Genomic DNA, 20,633 nt, shown 5'->3' with positions numbered 1-20,633 from the left:
CCGTCTGTGTCAGTGCTCGCGGAACATCGGCCAGGCGCTACCGGGCGACATGTGCGAGTGCAGTGCGCCCTTCGCCGACGCGAGATTCGGGTACGTGCCCGTCGCCGCATCGGAACCCGCCATGACGACGGTGTACCCCTCATCATCGTGTCGGATGCTGCCGACGACACCGTTCGTCCCATACGCCACCCAGAGGGCCAGGGTCTTGGTCGTGCTCATCATCGAACCCCTTCCGTTGGTCGTGACGCTACGCCCAGGCGCACCGGAATACCAGCCCTTGATGCGGGCGCTGCGCTGCGCCGGTGCGGTGCGGTGCGGTGCGGTGCGGTGCGGTCGCTTTCGTACCGCGCCGCCCTGCGGGGTAACTTTCGCACCGCAACAGCCTGCGGGGTCACTTTCGCACCTCGGAGCCGCGTTTCGGCTGCAGTAGTGACCCCGCCTGGCGGAGCGGTGCAGAAGTGGCCCCGCTTGGACGCCTGACGCTTGATACTTGACGCTTGATACTTGACGCTTGACGCTTGGCCGGGATCAGCCGTCCTCGAGCACCCACGACCGCACCGCGCGCCTATTGGGGCCGGTTTCGCATCTCAAACCTCCGCGGGGCCACTTTCGCATCGCAGTGCCGCGTTTCAGCTGCGGAAGTGACCCCGCTCGGATGCTGAGTGCGGAACTGGCCCCGTTTGGAGGCTCGCTGATGGACCGGGCTGGGCGGCCGGGAAGGGGCACCAGGAGGAACAGCAGCAGGAGGGACAGCAGGCGGGGAAGTCAGCGGCGGGATGCTCTCGCGCGGCGGATGCGGTCGAGCAGCGCTCGCGGGTCGGCGAGGTCGAGTTGGGTCACGCGGATGACGATCCATCCGTGGTCCTCGAGCTCGCGCTGTCGCTGGATGTCGCGGCGCCACTGATCGCGGCTAGTACGGTGGCCGTCGCCCTCGTACTCGATCGCGATCCTGAGGCCGGGATAGGCCATGTCGCTTCTCGCGATGAGGACGCCGTTCTCGTGGATCTCATACTGCACGACGGGTTCGGGAAGCCCATCGGCGACGATGAGCAGCCTCGTCTCGGTTTCCTTCGGCGATTCCGCTCCTTCCCGCGCCCGAGACAGCCCATCGCGGACTCGTCTGGAGCCGGGGAAGCGGCTCCAGTCCCGCAGTCGCTGCTCGATGTCGGTCACGGTGAACAGCGGACGGCCAGCGCGGAGCCCGGGATAGTTGTCTGCCGTGGTGAGCAGTGCGTCGAGGGCGATCACCACCTGATCGTCGGTCAGCGCTGCGGCGCACATGAACAGAGCCGCGATCGGATCGATGATCGGGATCTCGCCGATTCGCCAGGGATGCGCGCGTCCCTCCGCGAGGCGTCTGCCGGTGACTCCGCGGCGGCGGACGCGCGCCGAACCCGTCGCCACGACCACCACGATCGGGTCGCCGACGCTCCATTTGCCGGGGTGCGGATTCCCCCATACCCGCATCGCCGTCTCTCCGCCGATCAGCTGACCATTGTGCAGTCGAGGCGCAAGCGCGGCGACTCGCTCGAGCGGTGTCTCGGCAGTCGTGACCGAGCGCACCCCGCGGAAGGGGCGGTCGAGATCGCGTGCAGAGACGCGGCCCCGACCTATGCCCGCGGCCGCGGCCTGCCGCACGGAGAAATGTCGGCCGAGTTCGTCGGGCAGGAGAATCCGATGGCGCATCCGATCAAGATGGCTGATCGGATCCGCCACCCGTTGCCGAAAGTGGCGGATCTCCCGAGAGATGTGGACAAGTCGCGCCTGTGGACAGCATCCACGGTGCAGGATGTCGCCGTGAGCGCGGCCACTTCCGCATCCGGCACCGCGACCGAGGCCAGTTCTGCATCCCGAAGCCCTTTTCAGGATGCGGAACTGGCCCCGACGGGGGGAGGGGCGCGGAACTGGCCCTGACTGGATGCGGGATGCGGCGGCGCGGTGCGGGATGCGGCGGCGCGGTGCGGGATGCGGCGGGGCGACGCGCGGCGCGGCGGGGCGCGAGGCGCCGCAACCCCGCCGCGGGACTAGAGCGCGGCGGCGACGAGCTCGAGCGTCTGCGCGCGGCCGGCGGCGGAGTCGCGCGGCTCGGACTCGTACGCACCCGCGACGGGCGAGAGCATGACCTCGTCGACTCCCCACTTCGACGCGAAAGCGCGCACTTCTGCGGCGACGGATTCGCCCGTGCCGACGAACCACCGCGAGCGGGCGGCCTCGACGACCTGGTCGGTCGCGGCATCCGGCTCTGCGGCCAGTGCCTCCTCGACCGTCTCGAGTGCGGTGAGCGGCTTGTTCAGGCGCAGGCGCGACATCATGCGCAGCTGCGGGAGGGCGCGGGCCTCGGCCTCCTCCTGAGTGGGGGATGCCACGACGTTGACCGTGAGGAACGTGCGCGGCTCGGGGTGCTCTTCGCTCGGCTGGTATCCGGTGCGGTACAGGTCGAGGGCTCGCTCGAGACCCTGCCCCGAGAAGTGGTTCGCGAACACGTACGGCAGGCCGTGCGATGCGGCGAGCTGGGCGGAGTAGTCGCTCGACCCGAGCAGCCACACCTCGGGGTTGCCGGTGGCGGACGGTGTCGCATGCACGGTGTACTCGCCACCCGAGGTGAAGCGCACGGTCGCGCCCTCGCCCGAGAGGAGAGCGGCGATGTCCTGCACGTTGCGCGGGAACTGCTCGACGTCGCTCGTCGTACCCGATCCGCGCAGCAGCTGCGTGATCACGGGGTCGCTGCCGGGAGCGCGACCGAGGCCGAGGTCGATGCGGCCGGGCGCGATGGCCTCGAGGGCGGCGAACTGCTCGGCGACGATCAGCGGAGCGTGGTTGGGCAGCATGACGCCGCCTGAGCCCAGACGGATCTGCGTCGTGCGCATCGCGGCCGCGGCGATCAGCACCGGAGGAGTGGTGGATGCCACAGCGGGCATGTTGTGGTGCTCGGCGAACCAATAGCGGCGATACCCGAGCCGGTCGGCGGTGGCCGCGAGGGACAGGGAGGCGGAGATCGCCTCGGCGCTGGTCTGCCCGGTGCGAACCGGGACGAGGTCGAGAACGGAGAGAGCAGTCACGCCGACCCCAACGCAGGAGCGCTGTGGCGCATTCCCGACGGAAGGAGGGAGCGACCGGATGCTGCGCGATGCGTCAGGGCCGTGCGGCGCCGTGCAGCGCCTCGGTCTCCTCCTGGTTGAGGCGGGCCGCGCGAACGAGGAACTCGTTGGCGAAGTCGATCTGCTCGTCGGTGAGCGTGTCGAGATACTCGTTCCAGCGCTCGGCGACCCGGCCGTACACGTGCCCGACCCGCCCCATCACGGCCTCGGGGACCGCCGAGACGATCACGCGTCGGCGGTCGTTCTCGTCACGTGTCCGAGTCACGAAACCTGCGCGTTCGAGGCGGTCGATCATCGCGGTCACGGCGCCCCCGGCGGTCAGGCCCGTGCGCGCAGCGAGCTCTCCGGGGGTGGCAGGGCCTTCGCTCAGCAGCAGTCCGACCGCCTGCAGGTCACTGCCGTTCAGGCCCCCCGAGCGCGCCACGGCCTCTTGGAAGAGCACCGCTCTGGCCATGAACTCGCGCATCACCTCGCCCTGGCGCGCGATCGCGGCAGTACGGGTTGACGGCTTCTCAGGCATCCATTAGTCTCTCTAAATCAGAGAGACTCTATTTACGAGACTCTCTCTTCTGTTCTCAGACTATCGAAGGGATGCCCCATGCCCAAGGCGCTCATCATCGGCGGTGGGGTCGCCGGCCCCGCGACCGCCCTGTTCCTGCAGCGCGCCGGGTGGGAGGTCGAGATCTTCGAGGCGCACAGTGCGCCCGACCCGTTCGGCGGGCTCTTCCTCAACGTCGCCACCAACGGTCTGGCCGTCCTCGACCAGCTTGGGCTGCGTGAGCGCCTCGTCTCCGACGGCCACCTGTGCCCGCGCATGGTCATGGTGAGCGGGCGGGGGCGCCCCCTGGGCGTCGTGCCGAACGGCCCCGCCGCAGACCCCGCCCGCGGCAGCGTGGTCGTGCGCCGATCCTGGTTGCATGAAGTGCTGCACGATGCCGTCGTCGCGGCCGGCATCTGCCACCGCTTCGGAGCCCGACTGCTGCGCATCGAGGAGCGCTCCGACCGGGTCGTCGCGCACTTCGCCGACGGGTCCACGGCCAGCGGCGACGTGCTCGTCGGCGCCGACGGGGTCGGATCCGTCGTGCGCACGGCGATCGATCCGGATGCGCCGGCGCCGGCGTCGAGCGGGCTGATCAGCGTCGGAGGGTTCTCGCGCGTGCCGGGTCTCGAGCCCACTCCGGGGGAGCAGTACATGGTGTTCGGGGCGAAGTCGTTCTTCGGGTACCTGGTGCGCGACGACGGAACGGTGTACTGGTTCGCCAACGTCACCGACCGGAACGCCAGCCGTGACGACATCCGCGCGGTCTCCGACGACGAGTGGCTGCGTCGGCTGCGCACACTGCACGCCGACGACCCCCACCCGGTGCCGCAGATCCTCGAGCACGTCGAGGGGGAGATCGGCGCCTATCCGCTCGCCGACCTCACGCACGTGCCGCACTGGCACCGCGGACGGCTCGTGGCAGTCGGCGACGCGGTGCACGCGACGTCTCCCAGCGCCGGTCAGGGGGCGTCGCTCGCGCTCGAAGACGCCATCTCACTCGCCAGACATCTGCGTGACGACGTCGACCATGAGCAGGCGTTCGCCGGCTACGAACACGACCGAAGGCCTCGCGCCGAAGAGGTCGTCGCCTACGCGCGGGCGGTCAACCGCAACAAGCGGGTGACGAAGTCGAAGCTGGGGATCGCGATGCGGGATGCGATGCTGCCGCTGTTCCTGCGCAGCGCGGCATCCGACACCCGCAACGACCACCTCTACAACCACGTGATCCGCTGGTGAACGGGCGGGGGCGGATGCCCGCATCCGCCCCCGCCCGCTTCGATAGCCTTTCCCCATGGATGCCGAGATCTTCTACGTGCTCGTCGGTGCTGTGGTCGTGGCGGCGATCGCGCGATGGCGCGGCTGGCCGGCGCCGCTGCTCGTGACGGTCGTCGCGCTCGCGGCATCCTTCCTGCCCTTCGTGCCCGACGTCGAGATCGACGGGCATCTGCTCCTCAACCTCGTGCTGCCGCCGCTGCTGTACTCGGCGGCGCTCGACGTCTCGTTCGTGGGCTTCAAGCGCAGCCTGCCGCAGATCCGCCGGCTGGGGATCACCCTGGTGCTGCTCACGACCCTCGCGGTCGGTCTCGTGGCGTGGTGGATCCTGCCGTCGCTGACCCTGCCGGGCGCCCTGCTGCTGGGTGCCATCGTCGCGCCGCCGGATGCCGTCTCGGCGGCGGCGATCGGTCGCAAACTCGGGCTGCCCCGGCGCATCATGACGGTGCTCTCGGGGGAGAGCCTGATCAACGATGCGACCTCGCTCACGCTCTACCGGGTGTTCGCGGCGATCATCGCCGGCGCCACTCTCACCGTGTGGGACGGAGTCGGGCAGTTCCTGCTCGCCGTCGGAGTCGGCGTCGCGATCGGTCTCGTCTTCGGCATCGTGCTGCACCAGCTGCGCATGCGCATCAACGACGCCGTCGTGATCGGGACGTTCGGGCTTCTCGCCCCGTTCGGCGCGTACGCGATCGCCGAGCACCTGCTGGGATCCGGCGTGCTCGCGGTCGTCGCGATGGGTCTCTACGTCGGATACAACTCCCCTCGCACCGACTACACGACCCGGCAGCAGGAGAAGCCGCTGTGGCTGTCGGCCGATCTGCTGCTCGAGAGCTTCGTGTTCGCGTACATCGGCCTGCAGTTCCCTCGCGTCCTCAGCGACCTCGGAGGCGAGGAAGTCGGCCGCATCCTGCTGCTGTCGGGCGCCGTGCTGCTGGTCGTGCTCATCATGCGGCCGCTCTACGTCTACCCGGCGAACGGGTGGGCGAACTTCCAGGACCGCAAGCGTCTCGAACGCTGGGATCGCACGGTCGAATCCGGCGCCTTCGACGAGCGGCGCAGAGAATCGAAACGCTGGAAGGGCTACAGCGCCGAGGAGCTGCGCTCCAAGATCCTGCGCGACCAGATGGCCGGCCTGCAGTTGACGTGGAAGGACAACGCCGTGATCTCCTGGGCGGGCATGCGCGGCGTCGTCACGCTCGCGACAGCGCTCGCCGCGGCCGATCTCGCGGCCCTCGACACCGAACCGTCTCACGCGATCGTCGTCGTCGCCTTCATCGTCACCGTCGGCACTCTGCTGTTGCAGGGGCTCACGCTGCCGCTGCTGATCCGCGGGCTCGGCATCGCCAGCGACGTCGACGACGAAGACGACGAGAGGGCGATCACGGAGGTCCGGGAGAAGAGCCGCAAGGCCGGCAAGGAGTTCCTCGCCGAGAAGCGCGTCGAGTGGGAGCAGAAGTACGGAGAGGTCGACCTCAGCGTCTTCGACGCGTTCACGAAGCGCATGACTCGGGTCGAGCGAGACACCGACGAGGCGCAGGAGGTCGAGGAGGCCGTGGCCAGGCCGTCATACGACGACCTCGTCGCCCTGTCGCGCGGCTGGCTGCAGGTGCGCCGCGACATCCTTCTCGCCGAGCGCGACGCCGGCAACCTCGACGAGGAGCTCATGCGCGAGCTGATGACCGCGATGGATGCCGAGGAGCTGGCGCTCGACACCCGCGGCGCCACTCGGCAGCAGGGGCGCGCGTAGCGGCGGGCGCTCAGCGCGACGGGAACGCACCTGCCGCATGCAGGAGCGCCCCGCCCCGAGAAGGGGCGAGGCGCTCGGAGGACGCGGGTCAGCGGGTGCCGGCCGGCTCCTTCTCGGATGCCGCGGCATCCGTCTCGGGGGCGTCGTCGTCGGAGTCGTCGGCGAAGGGCAGGCCCTCGCGCGGCGCGTTGTAGAGCTCCTCGTCGAGGATGCCCTCGCGCTTGGCGACGATGGTCGGCACGAGCGCCTGGCCCGCGACGTTCACCGCGGTGCGGCCCATGTCGAGGATCGGGTCGATCGCGAGCAGCAGGCCCACGCCCTCGAGCGGCAGACCCAGGGTCGACAGGGTCAGCGTGAGCATGACCGTCGCGCCGGTGGTTCCGGCGGTGGCCGCCGAGCCGACGACCGAGACGAGCACGATCAGCAGGTACTGCACGAGGTTCAGCTCGATGCCGAAGAACTGGGCGACGAAGATCGCGGCGATGGCCGGGTAGATCGCGGCGCAGCCGTCCATCTTGGTCGTGGCGCCGAACGGCACGGCGAACGAGGCGTACGAGCGGGGCACGCCGAGGTTGCGTTCGGTCACGCGCTCGGTGAGGGGCAGGGTGCCGATCGACGAACGGCTGACGAAGGCCAGCTGGACCGCAGGCCACACGCCCGAGAAGTACTGCCTGATCGACAGGCCGTTGGTCTTGACGAGGATCGGGTAGACGACGAACAGCACCAGCGCGAGACCGATGTAGACCGCGATCGCGAACCAGCCGAGCGAGGCGAGCTTCTCCCAGCCGTACTTGACGACCGCGGCGCCGATGAGACCGAACGTGCCGAGCGGGGCGATGCGGATGATCCACCACAGCACCCGCTGGATGACCTTGAGCAGCGACTCGGTGAACGCGAGGAACGGCTCGGCCTTCTTGCCGGCCTTGAGAGCCGCGATGCCCACGGCGACGGCGATCACGATGACCTGCAGGATGTTGAAGTTCACGCTCGACGTGGCCGTGCCGGCGTCGATGTCGACCTGCGTGCCGACGCTGAGGCCGAGGAAGTTCTGCGGGATCAGGCCGAGGAGGAAGTTCCACCACGTGCCCACCGTGTACGGGTCGCTCGGCTCGAGGCCGTCACCGGCGCGCGAGCCGGGCTGGATGACCAGGCCCAGCACGATGCCGATGGTCACGGCGATGAACGCGGTGATCGCGAACCAGAGCAGCGTCTGGCCGGCGAGGCGCGCGGCGTTCTGCACACGGCGCAGGTTCGAGATGCTGGCGACGATCGCGGTGAAGATCAGCGGCACGACGGCGGTGCGCAGCAGCGTGACGTACGAGCTGCCGATCGTGTCGAGGGTGGCCGAGAGGCCGTTCGGGCTGTCCGCGGTCGCGCCCAGCTGGCGGGCGATGAGACCGGCGGCGATGCCGAGGACGAGGGCCGCGAGGATCTGGAAGCCGAACGAGGTCAGCAGCTTCCGGACGGGACCGCGGGTGTCTGGCGCCTTCGTGGCGCGGACGGTGGTGCTCATTGGATTGGGGACTCCAGGATCGGTGCGCGCCTGGGGAGCGCGCGGACCTGATCAACGCTAGGAGCCGCTCCGGAGTCCGCGGGCCGAGATGACGAAGGATGACGGATGCCGAAGCATCCGTCATCCTTCGTCGTGTGTCACTCTTCGGTGTCCGGAGTCGCGCACTCGTCGAGGTTGTCCTGAAGGATCTTCGTCGTCAGGGCCTTGTCGGCTTCACTCGACTGCTTGTCCTCGCCGTTGGCGAGGAACGTGAGGGTCTCGTTGCTGAGTTCGGAGTCCACCAGGTAGCCGGCGAAGCACTCGGAGGCGCCGTCGGGGAGCTCCTGGCCCTGCGACGTGAAGAACTCGTCCAGACCGGCGGCGACGTCGTCGGCGCTGGGGCGGGTGGAGCCACCGCAGGCGGCGAGTGAGAAGGCGAGGGCCGCGATGGGCAGCGCCATGAGGAGGCGGGCGGGGGTGCGCAGGTTCCGGTCGTTGAGCTTCATGTCTACGACGCTAGCGGCTCACAGTGAATTCATAGAGGGGCTTGCATGGGGACAAATCCCCACTCCACTTCTGTCCGAGGCCAGGCGTCTCTGGCACGATGACCTCATGTTCATGGTGACGACGAACGACATCCCCGGCTATCGCATCACCCAGGTGCTGGGGGAGGTCATGGGATTGACGGTGCGCTCGACCGACTTCGGGCAGGGATTCGCTGCGGGCTTCCGTTCGCTCGGCGGCGGCGAGATCCCCGAGTACACGCAGGTCATGTACGAGGCGCGGCAGGTGGTGATGCAGCGGATGTGGGCCGAGGCCCAGCAGCGGGGCGGCAACGCGATCGTAGCGATGCGCTTCGACGCCGGGTCGATCCAGAACTTCACCGAGATCTGCGCCTACGGCACCGCCGTGGTCGTCGAGCCTCTCGCGCCCGTCGCGCAGCCCCAGCCGCCGCAGCATCCGCAGCATCCGGTCGCCTGACGGCTCTCGTCGGCCGACCCTGGTTCCCGTCGCAGTTCGTGCCGCCTCTGGCGCGTTCGGGCGGCACGAAGTGCGACCGCAACCGCGACGCAGCGTCGCGCGCCGGCGGTCAGGCGGCACGAAGTGCGACCGGAACCGAGGCGCAGCGTCGCGCGCCGGCGGTCAGGCGAGCACGAGCAGCTCGCCGACCTCGCAGTCGAGCGCGTCGCAGATCGCGCGCAGAGTCGAATACCGGATCGCCCGTGCCCTGTCGTTCTTCAGCACCGACAGATTCACGATGCTCACGCCGACGCGGGCGCTCAGCTCGGTCAGCGTCATCCCGCGCGCTGTGAGGAGCTCGTCGAGACGGCAGTGGATGCCGGTGAACTCGTCGTCGTTCTCGGCCGGAGTCATACGAGACCCCGCGTCTCATCTTCGAGGGCCTCGTTCGCCCGTTGCAGGTCATCTCTTTCGCTCTGCAGCTTCAGGCCCTCACGGAACACAGCCGCGAGGGCAGCGAGCATGAGTGCACCGACGAAGGGGAGCGGAGTCACGGTTAGCTGGAACTGCCCCGGATACCAGTCGTTGTCTGCGGGAAGCGCCTCGCGCAGGCCGGCGGTGGCAGCGATCGTGCCGAGCAGGTCGGCAGCGACGCCGAACACGAGCACGGCGATCGCGCCGCCCACGAGTGCCCTGGTGATCGTGCGAGAGAAGGCGCGGCCACGCAGGGTGTTGAAGCAGATGACGGCGAGGATGACGACCGGGATCGCCGGAAGCGCTTGAGCGCTCAGTTGCGCGGCACCCGCGAGAGCGCGAAGGCCGAACGACGCGTTGGCGACGGTGAAGTCGGTCAGCTCGGCCCCTCCGCAGGTCAGGGCCGTCGCGGTCGTCTCGGTCATCGAGCCAGCGTCGATGCACGGGATGGATGACGGCCAATCGAGCCGGACCAGCGTGCGCCCCGACAGTTCTGCCCAGTCGACCGCGAACACCTTGACGATGATGCTCACGGCGCCGAGCGCGGCGAAGATGAGCCACCACGCGCAGATCGTCAGAGCGGCATCCAGCGCGATCGATCTGCTGCCGTTCCGTCGCCCGCGCCACGCGACCAGGGCGACGATCACCGCCAGTACGGCGAGAGCGATGCCGATGTAGCCGAGCGACAGCCATACCGAGTCCGCACTGAAACTGAACATCAGACGAGTCCCTCGGTGTCGCGCTGCAGGCGATCGCCGATCGAGAAGACCGTGGCGATCAGAGCCACGACGAATGCCGCGAGGATGAAGGTGAAGGGCTCGATGCTCATGACGGCGTTGTCGAGGCCGTTGTCGGTCACGTGGGCGACCGTCGCGTTCGCGAGCATGTTGTCGAAGAACCGCACGGCCGAGAAGCCGAAGAGTCCCGTGATGCCGGCGGTGGCGACGAGGGTGGTGTTGCGGCGGCTGAAGACGCGTCCGCTGAGCGTGCTGCGGGCGAGCAGGATCAGGCATCCGATCACGACGACGATCGTGACGATCTGCAGCACCTGACCGATGATCCCCGGCACGGATGCGATCGCGGGCAGCTGCGGCGCGGTGATCGTGGCGCTGTCGAGGCCGACGGCGACGGTGTCGCCCGAGGTCAACGGCAGGTCGACCGGAGTCTTCGAACTGATGAACTCGACGAGCACGGGCACGTTCACGCCGCGGGCGAGTTCGATGATCCGGACGATCGAATACACCGTGATGTAGGCCGCGATCATCACCCCGGCGATGCAGAACGCGAGCAGTGCTCCGGTGTCTCCGCGAGACAGGGTGCGGTTCTTCGTCGAGGTCATCATCCACTCCTTATCGATCTTCGTTATTACCGATAGTCGTTAACATAACGAGAATCGATATGGTGGTCAAGGCCTCGATCGCGAGGGCTCCCGTCACCGGCCGTCACGGCGCTATGCCGACGGCGAACACGGGCATACTGCATCCGCACGGTGGTTACTCTCGATGTACAGGCGCGGAGACCGTCGAGGACTCAGCGCTTCGCCCCGTGCGAATAAGGAGTCACAGCATGTTCGAGAGATTCACGGACCGAGCCCGTCGAGTGGTCGTCCTCGCCCAAGAAGAGGCGAAGATGCTCAACCACAACTACATCGGCACCGAGCACATCCTGCTCGGCCTCATCCACGAGGGTGAGGGCGTCGCAGCCAAGGCGCTCGAGAGCCTCGGCATCTCGCTCGACGCCGTGCGCGAGCAGGTGCAGGACATCATCGGCCAGGGCCAGCAGCAGCCGACCGGGCACATCCCGTTCACGCCGCGCGCCAAGAAGGTCCTCGAGCTCAGCCTCCGCGAGGCCCTGCAGCTCGGCCACAACTACATCGGCACCGAGCACATCCTGCTCGGCCTCATCCGCGAGGGTGAGGGCGTCGCAGCCCAGGTGCTCGTCAAGCTCGGCGCCGACCTCAACAAGGTCCGCCAGCAGGTCATCCAGCTCCTGTCAGGTGCCCCCGGACGCGAGCCGGCGGCCGTCGGTGCGCAGTCGAACGACACCCCGAGCGCCCAGGGCGGCTCGCAGGTGCTCGACCAGTTCGGCCGCAACCTGACGCAGGCCGCACGCGACAACAAGCTCGACCCGGTCATCGGGCGCGAGAAGGAGATCGAGCGGGTCATGCAGATCCTGTCTCGTCGCTCCAAGAACAACCCCGTGCTGATCGGTGAGCCCGGCGTCGGCAAGACCGCCGTCGTCGAGGGCCTCGCCCAGGCGATCGTCAAGGGCGATGTGCCCGAGACGCTGAAGGACAAGCAGCTCTACTCGCTCGACCTCGGCTCTCTCATCGCCGGTTCCCGCTACCGCGGTGACTTCGAGGAGCGCCTGAAGAAGGTCACCAAGGAGATCCGCACCCGTGGCGACATCATCGTCTTCATCGACGAGATCCACACCCTCGTGGGTGCGGGTGCCGCCGAGGGCGCGATCGACGCGGCCAGCATCCTCAAGCCCCTCCTCGCCCGCGGTGAGCTCCAGACCATCGGTGCCACCACGCTCGACGAGTACCGCAAGCACTTCGAGAAGGATGCCGCTCTCGAGCGCCGCTTCCAGTCGATCCAGGTGAACGAGCCGAGCCTCCCTCACACGATCAACATCCTCAAGGGCCTGCGCGACCGGTACGAGGCGCACCACAAGGTGCAGATCACCGACGGCGCGATCGTCGCGGCGTCGAACCTCGCCGACCGTTACGTCTCCGACCGGTTCCTGCCCGACAAGGCGATCGACCTGATCGACGAGGCCGGCGCACGCCTGCGCCTCAGCATCCTGTCGAGCCCGCCCGAGCTGCGCGAATTCGACGAGAAGATCGCCAAGGTCCGCGAGCAGAAAGAGGTCGCGTCCGAGGACCAGGACTTCGAGAAGGCCGCATCGCTGCGCGACGAGGAGAAGAGTCTCCTCGCCGAGCGCCTGCGCCTCGAGAAGCAGTGGCGTTCGGGCGACGTCGCCACCCAGGCGGTCGTCGATGAGGGTCTGATCGCCGAGGTGCTCGCACAGGCCACCGGCATCCCGGTCTTCAAGCTCACGGAAGAGGAGTCCTCGCGACTCGTCTTCATGGAGAAGGCGCTGCACCAGCGCGTCATCGGTCAGGAGGAGGCCATCGCGGCTCTCTCCAAGACGATCCGTCGTCAGCGTGCCGGTCTCAAGGACCCGAAGCGCCCCTCCGGCTCGTTCATCTTCGCCGGCCCCACGGGCGTCGGAAAGACCGAGCTCGCCAAGGCGCTCGCCGAGTTCCTGTTCGACGACGAGGCTGCTCTCATCTCGCTCGACATGAGCGAGTTCGGTGAGAAGCACACCGTCTCGCGTCTCTTCGGTGCCCCTCCCGGATTCGTCGGATTCGAAGAGGGCGGCCAGCTCACCGAGAAGGTGCGCCGCAAGCCGTTCAGCGTGGTGCTGTTCGACGAGATCGAGAAGGCCCACCCGGACATCTTCAACTCGTTGCTGCAGATCCTCGAAGAGGGTCGACTGACCGATGGTCAGGGCCGCGTGATCGACTTCAAGAACACCGTCATCATCATGACCACCAACCTCGGTGCTCGTGACATCGCCGGTGGTCCGGTCGGATTCCAGATCGAGGGCGTCAACGCCACGACCTACGAGCGGATGAAGGGCAAGGTCAACGAAGAGCTCAAGCGCAACTTCAAGCCCGAGTTCCTCAACCGTGTCGACGACATCATCGTGTTCCCGCAGCTGTCGAAGAGCGAGCTCGTGCAGATCGTCGATCTGTTCACGAAGCGTCTCGGAGAGCGTCTGCTCGACCGTGACATGACGATCGAGCTCTCGCAGGCCGCCAAGGAGCGTCTCATCGAGATCGGGTTCGACCCGGCACTCGGTGCCCGACCGCTGCGTCGCGCGATGCAGCACGAGGTCGAGGACCGTCTGTCCGAGAAGATCCTGCACGGTGAGCTGAACCCCGGCGACCACGTGAAGGTCGACTCGAAGGACGGCGAGTTCCTCTTCGAGCACGGTCCGCGCGGCGAGCAGGTCGCGGTCGGCGTCAACACCGGCGGAGCGATCCCCGGCACCCCCGACCTGGCCATCGCCAGCGGAGAGTGACCTGAGTCAGAAGGGGCGGATGCTGCGGCATCCGCCCCTTCTGCATGTCCGGGACCCTCGTTCGAATCGCGCACTTTGCAGGTTTCGGGCCGGACTGTCTGCAAAGTGAGCGATTCGAACGGGTGGGGGCCACTTCAGCGTCTGTGGAGGTCTCGGGTTCTAGGCTTGACGGTGTGAGCGAGTACATCGTCCGTCCGGCGCGCAGCGCCGACATCATCGGCATCCGGAATCTTCTGCAGCCGATGGTCGAGCAGCGCATCCTCCTCGGCAAGGATCTCGCCGTGCTCTACGGCGCCGTGCAGGAGTTCGTCGTGGCCGAGGCTGACGGCGAGCTGATCGGATGCGGTGCGCTGCACGTGTTCTGGGAAGACCTCGGCGAGGTGCGCACCCTGATGGTCCGCGCCGACTGGCTGCACCACGGGGTCGGAGGGGCCATCGTCGGAGCTCTCGAGGAGCAGGCGAGGGAGCTCGGCCTCAGTCGGCTGTTCTGCCTCACGTTCGAGATCGACTTCTTCGGACGCCGCGGCTACACCACCATCGGCGAGCAGGTCGTCGACCCCGACGTGTACTCCCAGCTGCTGCGAAGCGGCGACGCCGGTGTCGAGGAGTTCCTCGACCTCGCGCACGTCAAGCCGAACACGCTCGGCAACACCAGGATGCTGAAAAGGCTCAACTAACCTGGACTCATGCCCCGTCACTCCGCCGCCGTCTATCGTCGCCGGCGACTCGTGACCCTCGTCGCCCTGATCCTTCTCGTCGCCTTCATCGTCACCGCCGTGTGGCTGCTCGTGGCGCGGCCGTGGGCCAATGCGACCGATGCGACTCCCTCACCGACCCCGTCTGCGTCCGCGTCGTCGACGCCGTCGACGTCGCCCGATCCGACTGCCGCCGAGTCTCCCTCACCCGAGCCGTCGGCTGACGAGACGCCCGGCATCGTGGCCTGCAGGGCGCAGGACGTGGAGGTCGCGGCGGTCACCGACGCGGATTCGTACCAGGCCGGAGTCCTGCCGAAGCTGTCGATCTCGCTGACGAATCGTGGTTCCACCGACTGCGCGATCGATGTCGGGTCGACGACCCAGGTGCTGACGGTGTCGAGCGGCTCGGACGTGTGGTGGCGTTCGACCGATTGCCAGGAGAACCCGAGCAGCATGATCGCCACGCTCGCAGCCGGCGCGACGGTGACGAGCAAGGTGCCGGTGACCTGGGATCGCACACGCTCGAGCGTCGAGACCTGCGCGCAGGAGAACCGTCCGCGGGCGCCCGGCGGGGGTGCGTCGTACCACGTGGCGGTCGAGATCGGTGGCTTCAAGGGAACGACCACCGCGCAGATCCTGCTCTACTGAGGGCAAGCGGACCTGGCCAAAGGTCTTGAATACAGTCCTGAACTCAGTTTCGGGTGACACTGCGATTTCTTTGGGATACCATTGGGGTGACCCTCGCAGACTTGCGGCGCATGCCATCCCCAGTGGCGTCGAACACAGCGTCCCCAGCGCTTCGACACTGCCGCCCCGAGGGTCAGCGGGCCCTCTCGAGTACCCCAGTCCCCAATGGAGGACTCGAGAGGGCCCCAATCTTCTCCGCTCCGGGTCGCGTGTGCGGCTCTGCGTTTCGCCGTGAGCGTCAGCCTCGGCGGTGAGCCGCGGTCGAGGGCTGAATAAGCTGGATGCATGGCATCGAAGAAGGCGAAGTCCGCGAAGAACAAGCCCGCGCCCGAGGACTTCCGGTCGGATGCTCTCGCGCAGGCGCTCGAGAAGCAGGACATCGCCGCGGTCGCCCTGGCGCTGCGCCATGGCACGACCGTCGTGCCGCTCGTGAAGCCGGGTGCTCGCGACAATCCGCTCGACAGCGGTGAGGTGTGGACCTACCGCGACCCGAAGTCGGGTGACCTGGCGCTGTTGCTGTTCAGCGACGCGAAGAACAAGCCGGCCAACCTTCCGCCCGGCGTCGGCATCTACACGGCCGACTGGCTGCGCAAGTTCCTCGTCGCGCACCCCATCACCACGGTGTTCCTCGACATCGCCGGGCCGCATCCGATGCAGGCGTCGCCCGACGAGCTGCTCAAGGCACTCGACGCCTGAGGTCTGTGCGGGGTCACTTTCGCACCTGAGATCTGTGCGGGGTCACTTTCGCATCGCTTGCGGGGGATTGAGGTGCGGAAGTGACCCCGCTTGGCAGCGGCCATGTGGAAGAGGCACGGTCCGTGGGAACGGCGTACGGGCGGCCGATCAGAACGGCGGGATGTCGGCTTCGCGACGCCGGGTGGTGTTGCGCGAGCGGACGTCGTTCAGAGCCGCTCGCAGCGTCTTCGAACGGTCGTCGACCACCTGCTCGTAGCCGAGGCGAGAGGCCTCGGACCTGCGCTGCGCCGACTGGGTGACGGGTCGGATCTCTCCGGCGAGGCTGAGCTCGCCGACCGCGGCGACCGTGCGCGGCACGGAGATCTGCTGGATCGACCCGGCCACGGCGATGGCGATCGCGAGGTCGGCGGCCGGTTCGGTGAAGCGCACTCCGCCGACGGTCGAGACGTAGACGTCGAGGGTGCTGGTCTTGATTCCCGCGCGGCGTTCGAGGATCGCCAGCACCATCGCCACCCGTGAGGAATCGAGTCCGTGCACCACGCGGCGAGGGTTCGGTGCGGTCGTGTTGATCGTCAGCGCCTGCACCTCGACGGGCAGCGCCCTGCGGCCCTCGAGCGAGATGGCGACGCACGTGCCGGGCTCCGTCTCGCCCTGCGAGAGGAAGAGGCCCGAGGGGTCGGGAACCTCGGAGATGCCCGCACCCGTCATCTCGAAGCATCCGACCTCGTCGGTCGGCCCGAAGCGGTTCTTGAGGGCGCGGATGAAGCGCAGCGACGTCTGCCGGTCGCCCTCGAAATGGCACACGACGTCGACGAGGTGCTCCAGAACGCGGGGCCCGGCCACGGTGCCGTCTTTCGTGACGTGACCGACGAGGATGACGGGCAGCCCGCGGTCTTTCGCGACGCGGATCAGGGTGGCCGCGACCTCGCGCACCTGGCTGGGCTGCCCGGCCGCACCGTCGATGAGCGACGACGACACGGTCTGCACCGAGTCGACGATCACGAGCTGTGGGGCGACCTCGTCGATGTGCCCGAGGATCGTCGCGAGGTCGGTCTCGCTGGCGAGGTAGAGCTCGTCGTGCAGCGCTCCGGTGCGCTCCGCGCGCAGACGCACCTGGGCGGGCGACTCCTCGGCGCTCGCGTAGAGCACGCGCCGCCCCGACCGTGCGGCCTGGGCCGCGACCTCGAGCAGCAGCGTGGACTTTCCGACGCCGGGCTCGCCGCTCAGCAGGATCGCCGCACCCGGCACGATGCCGCCGCCGAGCACGCGGTCGAACTCGCCGACACCGCTCGTGCGGCGCGGGGCGTCTTCGGTGGTGATCTGCGTGATCGGGCGAGCGGCCTTCGCGGCCGTGGGCGCGAGCGGGGTGATGCGGCTCAGGATGCCGGTCTGTGCGCCCTGCTCCTGCACCGTGCCCCACTGCTGACATTCGGCGCAGCGACCGACCCACTTCGCCGTCGTCCACCCGCATTCGGTGCAGACATAGGCGGGGGGAGCGGGTTTTCGGGTGGCCATGCAGCCAGGCTATCGCCGGTATCCGACATCCCTATTGCGGGGCGCATTATTCACGGCCGAATCGTTCCCCACGCCGGCAGCACAACGGGATACTGGGTTCATGGCCAACGGCGGGCCCGTCTGCGGGCCGATCTCGACCTTCTCGCGCGTGCGGATCCTGCACGCGCTGTTCGAAGGCGGAACGACGCGGACGCGGGCGGAGCGCACGATCGGTGAGCTCTGCGACGCCACAGGTCTCCACCCCAACACGGTGCGCGAGCACCTGCAGCGCCTGATCGAGGGCGGCTACGTCATCCAGGCCAGCGAGCACCGCACCACCCGAGGTCGGCCGCGCACTCTGTACAGTGCAGCCACCGGTATGGCGGATGCCTCCAGCCCCATCGCTCGCGACAAGGCCAAGGCCGCCGCCGAGCGCGGTGACCTGCTGCGCCGCGTGCTGCCCGCATCCGCCTCCGCTCTGGGTCGCGACGCGACCTACCAGCTGGATGCCCTGATCGAACACTTGGAGGAGAGCGGCTTCGAGCCCGTCGTCGATGACGAGCAGCTCACTGTCGATCTCAGCCCGTGCCCGCACGCCGCGGGTCGCGCCGAAGACCGTCCGATGCTGTGCTCCGTGCACCTCGGTCTCATGCAGGGGGTGCTCACCGAAGCCGGTGGGCCGCTCGCTGCCGAGGCCGTGCGCACCTCCGCCCTGCCGGCGGACTGCACCGTGCAACTGCGCCTGACGGAGATGACCGCCGCCTAGGCGTGCGTCTGACTTATTCACGGTCCGCGGCCCCTCGGGGGCGGCGGTCACGTGGTTAGCGTGGCACTCGGCACACAGAAGAACCAGGGCACGGAAGAAGGAGTGGCTCATGGAATGGCTCGACCCGCTGGTCCTGTCTCGATGGCAGTTCGGTCTGACGACCGTCTACCACTACCTGTTCGTGCCGCTGACGATCGGCATGGCCCTGGTCGCGGCGATCTTCCAGACCGCGTGGGTGCGCACCGGCAAGGTGCAGTACCTGCACCTCACGCGGTTCTTCGGCAAGATCTTCCTGATCAACTTCGCCATGGGCGTCGTGACCGGCATCGTGCAGGAGTTCCAGTTCGGCATGAACTGGTCGGACTACTCCCGCTTCGTCGGTGACGTCTTCGGTGCCCCGCTCGCGTTCGAGGGACTGCTCGCCTTCTTCTTCGAGGCGACGTTCATCGGCCTCTGGATCTTCGGCTGGGACAAGCTCCCGCAGAAGCTGCACCTCGCCACGATCTGGTGTGTCTCGATCGGAAGCATCCTGTCGGCGTACTTCATCATCGCCGCCAACGCCTTCATGCAGAACCCTGTGGGCTACGTCTTCAACCCCGAGACCAACCGCGCCGAGCTCACCGACTTCTGGGCGCTGCTGACGAACCCCGTCGCGCTCGCCGCCTTCCCGCACACGATCTTCGGCGCGCTGATGTTCGCCGCCGGCGTCGTGATCTCGGTCTCGGCCTGGCACCTAGCGCGGGGGCAGCACTTCGACACCATGCGCATCTCGCTGAAGTTCGGCCTCTGGGCGATGATCGTCTCGACCGCGGGCGTCGTGCTCACGGGTGACCAGCTCGGACTCGCGATGTACGCCGCGCAGCCGATGAAGATGGCCGCCGCCGAGGCGACCTTCAACACGGTCTGCGGCCCCGACGCCTCCTTCAGCATCTTCACCCTCGGCACGCCCGACGGCAGTTCCGAGCTGTTCTCGATCCGCGTGCCGTACCTGCTGTCGCTGCTGTCGACGCACACGTTCGACGCATGCGTGCACGGCATCAACGACCTGAACGCCGAGTACGCCACGACGTTCGCCGACACGGGCCTCACTGAGTTCGCCCCCATCCTCTGGGTCACGTACTGGGCGTTCCGCTGGATGATCGGCCTCGGCATGGCCGCCGCGCTCGTCGCCGTCGTCGGACTCTGGGTCACCCGCAAGGGCGCCAAGAAGCCCCCGGCTCCGTGGATGTGGAAGCTCGCGATCTGGTCGTTCCCGCTCGCGCTCGTCGCCAACATCATGGGCTGGGTCTTCACCGAGATGGGCCGGCAACCCTGGATCGTGTTCGGGCTCATGACCACGCAGGACGGCGTCTCGCCGGGTGTGAGCGGCCTCGAGGTGCTGATCTCGCTGATCGCCTTCACCGCGATCTATGCGGCGCTGGCCGTGGTCGAGATCCGCCTCATCATCAAGGCCGCGCAGAAGGGCCCCGACACCGAAGAGCAGCCCCACGAGGAGACGGCCCAGCTGCCGTCTGTCGTGTACTGAGAAAGGGATCAGTCATGGAGTACATGTGGTTCTGGATCGTCGCCTTCCTCTTCGTCGGCTACTTCGTGCTCGACGGGTTCGACTTCGGTGTGGGCATGTCGCTGCCGTTCCTCGGCAGGAACGACGTCTCGCGTCGCCAGGTCATCAACACGATCGGCCCCATCTGGGATCTCAACGAGACTTGGGTCATCGTCGCCGGCGCGTGCCTGTTCGCGTCGTTCCCCGAGTGGTACGCGACGCTGTTCAGCGGGTTCTATCTGCCGCTGCTGCTGATCCTGCTCGCGCTGATCCTGCGAGGGGTGTCGTTCGAGTACCGGCACCAGCGCGAGTCGGCGAAGTGGAAGCGCGGCTTCGACCGGATGATCGTGATCGGCTCGGCGGTTCCCGCGTTCCTCTGGGGCGTCGCGTTCGGCAACATCGTGCAGGGGGTGGCGATCGACGCGAACCACGTCTACGTGGGCGGCTTCTTCGCCCTGCTGAACCCGTACGCGCTGCTGGTCGGCGTCACGACGCTGCTGCTCTTCTTCCTGCACGGCGTGCTGTTCGTGGCGCTCAAGACCGACGGACAGGTGCATGAGGATGCTCGTCGCCTGGTGAAGCTCGCGGCCGTGCCGACCGTGCTCGCCGCCGCCGTCACCGTGATCTGGACCGTCGTGATGGCCGCCGGGCGCGAGGCACCGCTGCTGTACTTCGTCATCGCCTGCGGCCTCGTGGCTGCTCTCGCTCTCGTGGCGGCGGTCGTCGCGTCGCTGCGCCGGCTCGACGGGTGGGCGTTCACGTTCGGCGCAGGCACCGTGGCATCCGCTGTCGTGATGCTGTTCGCGGCGCTGTTCCCGTATGTCATGCCGTCGACGATCGACCCCGCGTTCAGCCTGACGATCGAGAACGCGTCGAGCACGCCGTATACGCTGACGATCATGAGTTGGACCGCCCTGATTGCCCTGCCGCTCGTGCTGGCGTACCAGACGTGGACGTACTGGATCTTCCGCAAGCGCGTCACCCGCAGCTCGATCGAGGGAGCTCCGGCGCACGCGTGAGAGTCGTCTTCTGCTCCGGTCGCAGTTCGTGCCGTCTTCCTGAACAGGGAGCGG

The 20,633-nt window shown here is 67.9% G+C and carries 20 protein-coding genes; 10 read left to right on the top strand and 10 right to left on the bottom strand.

Annotated elements, in window-relative coordinates; translation table 11 throughout:
- Positions 1–9 precede the first annotated feature (9 nt).
- The 4 genes from JOF42_RS17320 to JOF42_RS17305 form a co-directional block, all read right to left on the bottom strand.
- Entirely contained in the window at positions 10–219 is a 210-nt protein-coding gene (locus JOF42_RS17320; protein ID WP_210098944.1) for a methyltransferase, read from the bottom strand.
- Positions 220–765: 546 nt separating this feature from the next.
- Entirely contained in the window at positions 766–1,686 is a 921-nt protein-coding gene (locus JOF42_RS17315) for a hypothetical protein (protein WP_210098943.1), read from the bottom strand.
- A 338-nt stretch (positions 1,687–2,024) separates the two neighbouring features.
- The gene (locus JOF42_RS17310) at positions 2,025–3,059 is read right to left on the bottom strand and encodes an LLM class flavin-dependent oxidoreductase (RefSeq protein WP_210098942.1); all 1,035 of its coding nucleotides are present in this window, start codon (positions 3,057–3,059) and stop codon (positions 2,025–2,027) included.
- Between the two features lie 73 nt (positions 3,060–3,132).
- Positions 3,133–3,618 (bottom strand): MarR family winged helix-turn-helix transcriptional regulator, encoded by a 486-nt coding sequence (locus JOF42_RS17305; RefSeq protein WP_210098941.1) that lies wholly within the window; start codon positions 3,616–3,618, stop codon positions 3,133–3,135.
- Between the two features lie 78 nt (positions 3,619–3,696).
- Here JOF42_RS17305 and JOF42_RS17300 point away from each other — a divergent pair, with 78 nt between their 5' ends.
- Together JOF42_RS17300 and JOF42_RS17295 are read left to right on the top strand one after the other, a co-directional pair.
- Positions 3,697–4,875, top strand: coding sequence for an FAD-dependent oxidoreductase (locus tag JOF42_RS17300; RefSeq protein ID WP_210098940.1), 1,179 nt, complete (start codon positions 3,697–3,699; stop codon positions 4,873–4,875).
- A gap of 55 nt (positions 4,876–4,930) precedes the next feature.
- Positions 4,931–6,661 carry a cation:proton antiporter gene (locus tag JOF42_RS17295; RefSeq protein WP_210098939.1) on the top strand — a complete coding sequence of 577 codons (1,731 nt, stop codon included), beginning with the start codon at positions 4,931–4,933 and terminating at the stop codon, positions 6,659–6,661.
- An 88-nt stretch (positions 6,662–6,749) separates the two neighbouring features.
- Here the strand turns inward: JOF42_RS17295 and JOF42_RS17290 are convergent, their stop codons facing one another.
- Together JOF42_RS17290 and JOF42_RS17285 are read right to left on the bottom strand one after the other, a co-directional pair.
- A complete protein-coding gene (locus JOF42_RS17290) occupies positions 6,750–8,174 on the bottom strand; it encodes a dicarboxylate/amino acid:cation symporter (RefSeq protein ID WP_210098938.1) in 1,425 nt (474 codons plus the stop codon).
- A 137-nt stretch (positions 8,175–8,311) separates the two neighbouring features.
- The gene (locus tag JOF42_RS17285; protein ID WP_210098937.1) at positions 8,312–8,659 is read right to left on the bottom strand and encodes a hypothetical protein; all 348 of its coding nucleotides are present in this window, start codon (positions 8,657–8,659) and stop codon (positions 8,312–8,314) included.
- Between the two features lie 106 nt (positions 8,660–8,765).
- On the opposite strand from JOF42_RS17285, the gene JOF42_RS17280 reads away from it, so the two are divergent.
- Positions 8,766–9,134, top strand: coding sequence for a YbjQ family protein (locus tag JOF42_RS17280; protein WP_210098936.1), 369 nt, complete (start codon positions 8,766–8,768; stop codon positions 9,132–9,134).
- 162 nt (positions 9,135–9,296) lie between these two features.
- Here the strand turns inward: JOF42_RS17280 and JOF42_RS17275 are convergent, their stop codons facing one another.
- Genes JOF42_RS17275 through JOF42_RS17265 form a run of 3 tightly spaced genes read right to left on the bottom strand, consistent with a single transcriptional unit; the run spans position 9,297 to position 10,926 of the window.
- Positions 9,297–9,527: a helix-turn-helix domain-containing protein gene (locus tag JOF42_RS17275; protein WP_210098935.1), complete on the bottom strand. Its 231-nt coding sequence runs from the start codon at positions 9,525–9,527 to the stop codon at positions 9,297–9,299.
- Positions 9,524–10,306 carry a hypothetical protein gene (locus JOF42_RS17270; RefSeq protein WP_210098934.1) on the bottom strand — a complete coding sequence of 261 codons (783 nt, stop codon included), beginning with the start codon at positions 10,304–10,306 and terminating at the stop codon, positions 9,524–9,526. The genes JOF42_RS17275 and JOF42_RS17270 overlap by 4 nt, the downstream gene beginning before the upstream one ends.
- On the bottom strand, positions 10,306–10,926 hold the full coding sequence (locus JOF42_RS17265) for a DUF2975 domain-containing protein (protein WP_210098933.1): 621 nt from the start codon (positions 10,924–10,926) through the stop codon (positions 10,306–10,308). Before JOF42_RS17265 ends, JOF42_RS17270 begins: the two co-directional genes overlap by 1 nt.
- Before the next feature lie 227 nt (positions 10,927–11,153).
- Here JOF42_RS17265 and JOF42_RS17260 point away from each other — a divergent pair, with 227 nt between their 5' ends.
- From JOF42_RS17260 to JOF42_RS17245, 4 genes are all read left to right on the top strand, one after another.
- Positions 11,154–13,679 carry an ATP-dependent Clp protease ATP-binding subunit gene (locus JOF42_RS17260; protein WP_210098932.1) on the top strand — a complete coding sequence of 842 codons (2,526 nt, stop codon included), beginning with the start codon at positions 11,154–11,156 and terminating at the stop codon, positions 13,677–13,679.
- Between the two features lie 173 nt (positions 13,680–13,852).
- A complete protein-coding gene (locus tag JOF42_RS17255; RefSeq protein WP_210098931.1) occupies positions 13,853–14,356 on the top strand; it encodes an amino-acid N-acetyltransferase in 504 nt (167 codons plus the stop codon).
- A 9-nt stretch (positions 14,357–14,365) separates the two neighbouring features.
- A complete protein-coding gene (locus JOF42_RS17250) occupies positions 14,366–15,022 on the top strand; it encodes a hypothetical protein (protein ID WP_210098930.1) in 657 nt (218 codons plus the stop codon).
- Between the two features lie 324 nt (positions 15,023–15,346).
- Positions 15,347–15,757 (top strand): dehydrogenase, encoded by a 411-nt coding sequence (locus JOF42_RS17245; protein ID WP_210098929.1) that lies wholly within the window; start codon positions 15,347–15,349, stop codon positions 15,755–15,757.
- Positions 15,758–15,904: 147 nt separating this feature from the next.
- On the opposite strand, the gene radA is transcribed toward JOF42_RS17245, so the two are convergent.
- The gene (radA, locus tag JOF42_RS17240) at positions 15,905–17,272 is read right to left on the bottom strand and encodes a DNA repair protein RadA (RefSeq protein WP_210098928.1); all 1,368 of its coding nucleotides are present in this window, start codon (positions 17,270–17,272) and stop codon (positions 15,905–15,907) included.
- A 100-nt stretch (positions 17,273–17,372) separates the two neighbouring features.
- On the opposite strand from radA, the gene JOF42_RS17235 reads away from it, so the two are divergent.
- The 3 genes from JOF42_RS17235 to cydB all read left to right on the top strand — a co-directional run bounded on the left by JOF42_RS17235 (position 17,373) and on the right by cydB (position 20,579).
- Positions 17,373–18,017, top strand: a complete 645-nt coding sequence (locus JOF42_RS17235) for a helix-turn-helix transcriptional regulator (protein ID WP_210098927.1) — start codon at positions 17,373–17,375, stop codon at positions 18,015–18,017.
- 109 nt (positions 18,018–18,126) lie between these two features.
- Positions 18,127–19,542: a cytochrome ubiquinol oxidase subunit I gene (locus tag JOF42_RS17230; protein ID WP_210098926.1), complete on the top strand. Its 1,416-nt coding sequence runs from the start codon at positions 18,127–18,129 to the stop codon at positions 19,540–19,542.
- Between the two features lie 14 nt (positions 19,543–19,556).
- Positions 19,557–20,579 carry a cytochrome d ubiquinol oxidase subunit II gene (cydB, locus tag JOF42_RS17225; RefSeq protein ID WP_210098925.1) on the top strand — a complete coding sequence of 341 codons (1,023 nt, stop codon included), beginning with the start codon at positions 19,557–19,559 and terminating at the stop codon, positions 20,577–20,579.
- The last annotated feature ends 54 nt before the right edge of the window (positions 20,580–20,633 follow it).

This window comes from Microbacterium phyllosphaerae, assembly GCF_017876435.1.
Classification (GTDB): domain Bacteria; phylum Actinomycetota; class Actinomycetes; order Actinomycetales; family Microbacteriaceae; genus Microbacterium; species Microbacterium phyllosphaerae.
This window is presented reverse-complemented; position numbering and strand designations above follow the sequence as displayed.